This is a genomic window from Vibrio sp. 1401, from assembly GCF_033340295.1.
Genome location: NZ_JAWOWF010000304.1, coordinates 1 through 748, shown reverse-complemented (window position 1 = coordinate 748; position 748 = coordinate 1). Strand labels below are relative to the sequence as shown.

The 748-nt window shown below is 45.2% G+C and carries 1 protein-coding gene and 2 pseudogenes; 1 reads left to right on the top strand and 2 read right to left on the bottom strand.

The genetic code is table 11. The annotated features are described in order from the left end of the window. A pseudogene (locus tag R7Z77_RS25270) lies at window positions 1-146 on the top strand (octaprenyl diphosphate synthase); the annotation flags it as partial. Between the two features lie 91 nt (window positions 147-237). Here R7Z77_RS25270 and R7Z77_RS25265 read toward each other — a convergent pair. Further along, window positions 238-429: a hypothetical protein gene (locus tag R7Z77_RS25265; RefSeq protein ID WP_005479653.1), complete on the bottom strand. Its 192-nt coding sequence runs from the start codon at window positions 427-429 to the stop codon at window positions 238-240. A gap of 113 nt (window positions 430-542) precedes the next feature. Further along, window positions 543-748 (bottom strand): annotated as a pseudogene (locus R7Z77_RS25260) (malate dehydrogenase); the annotation flags it as partial.

The window sequence follows — 748 nt, the reverse complement described above, 5'->3', positions numbered from 1 at the left end:
AAGAGGCTGGTTCGTTAGAATACACTACGCAGAAAGCGTTAGAAGAAGCAGATAAGGCGATCGCTGAACTGGAAGTACTACCAGAATCAGAATACAAAGAAGCGCTTATCACGCTGGCTCATGTTGCGGTAAAACGCACTCGCTAGCACCACCAGACCCTTTAGCAAGAAACACAAAAGGAAGAGCATTTCGCTCTTCCTTTTTCGTCTCAGCTCTAGACAATTTCAACGGCTCTGACTAATAGTATCGTTCGCTTCCACCGTGCAGCTGTGGATCGTCCTCTATCTCATCAAAACTCACTGCTATCTGTTGATCTGAGCCTTGCTTGGATAACAAAACGGTCTCTGCTTCACGGTCGACAACCAAAATCGTACCGACGCCTTCTTGGCACTCAACAACCATGCCTTTTCGGATTCGACTTGCTTCCATCATCTTCTCCTTAACAATGTTGTTTTGGTTCGCTTGTGATACGTAATTCAGAGCAAAAAGATCAAAAAAGCCGATCCTAAGATCGGCTTTCTTCTTAATTCGCGTTATAGAGATTATTTAGCGAATTCAACACCAATGTTGATGTCGCCATTTAGCGTTTCTAGCATTCCATCTAGTGCCGCTTTTTCGAAGTCGCTCAATTCGCCGTAGCTTAGTACTTCTTCTACGCCTTCTTTACCCAGCTTCACTGGTTGTGCAAAGTAAGGAGCGTGCTCGCTGTCACCTTCAACGTAAGCACACTCAACAACGCCTTCTTCAC

Bases quoted from the DNA above. Each gene is read 5' to 3' on its own strand.
- R7Z77_RS25265 (WP_005479653.1), bottom strand. From the start codon at position 429: ATGGAAGCAAGTCGAATCCGAAAAGGCATGGTTGTTGAGTGCCAAGAA.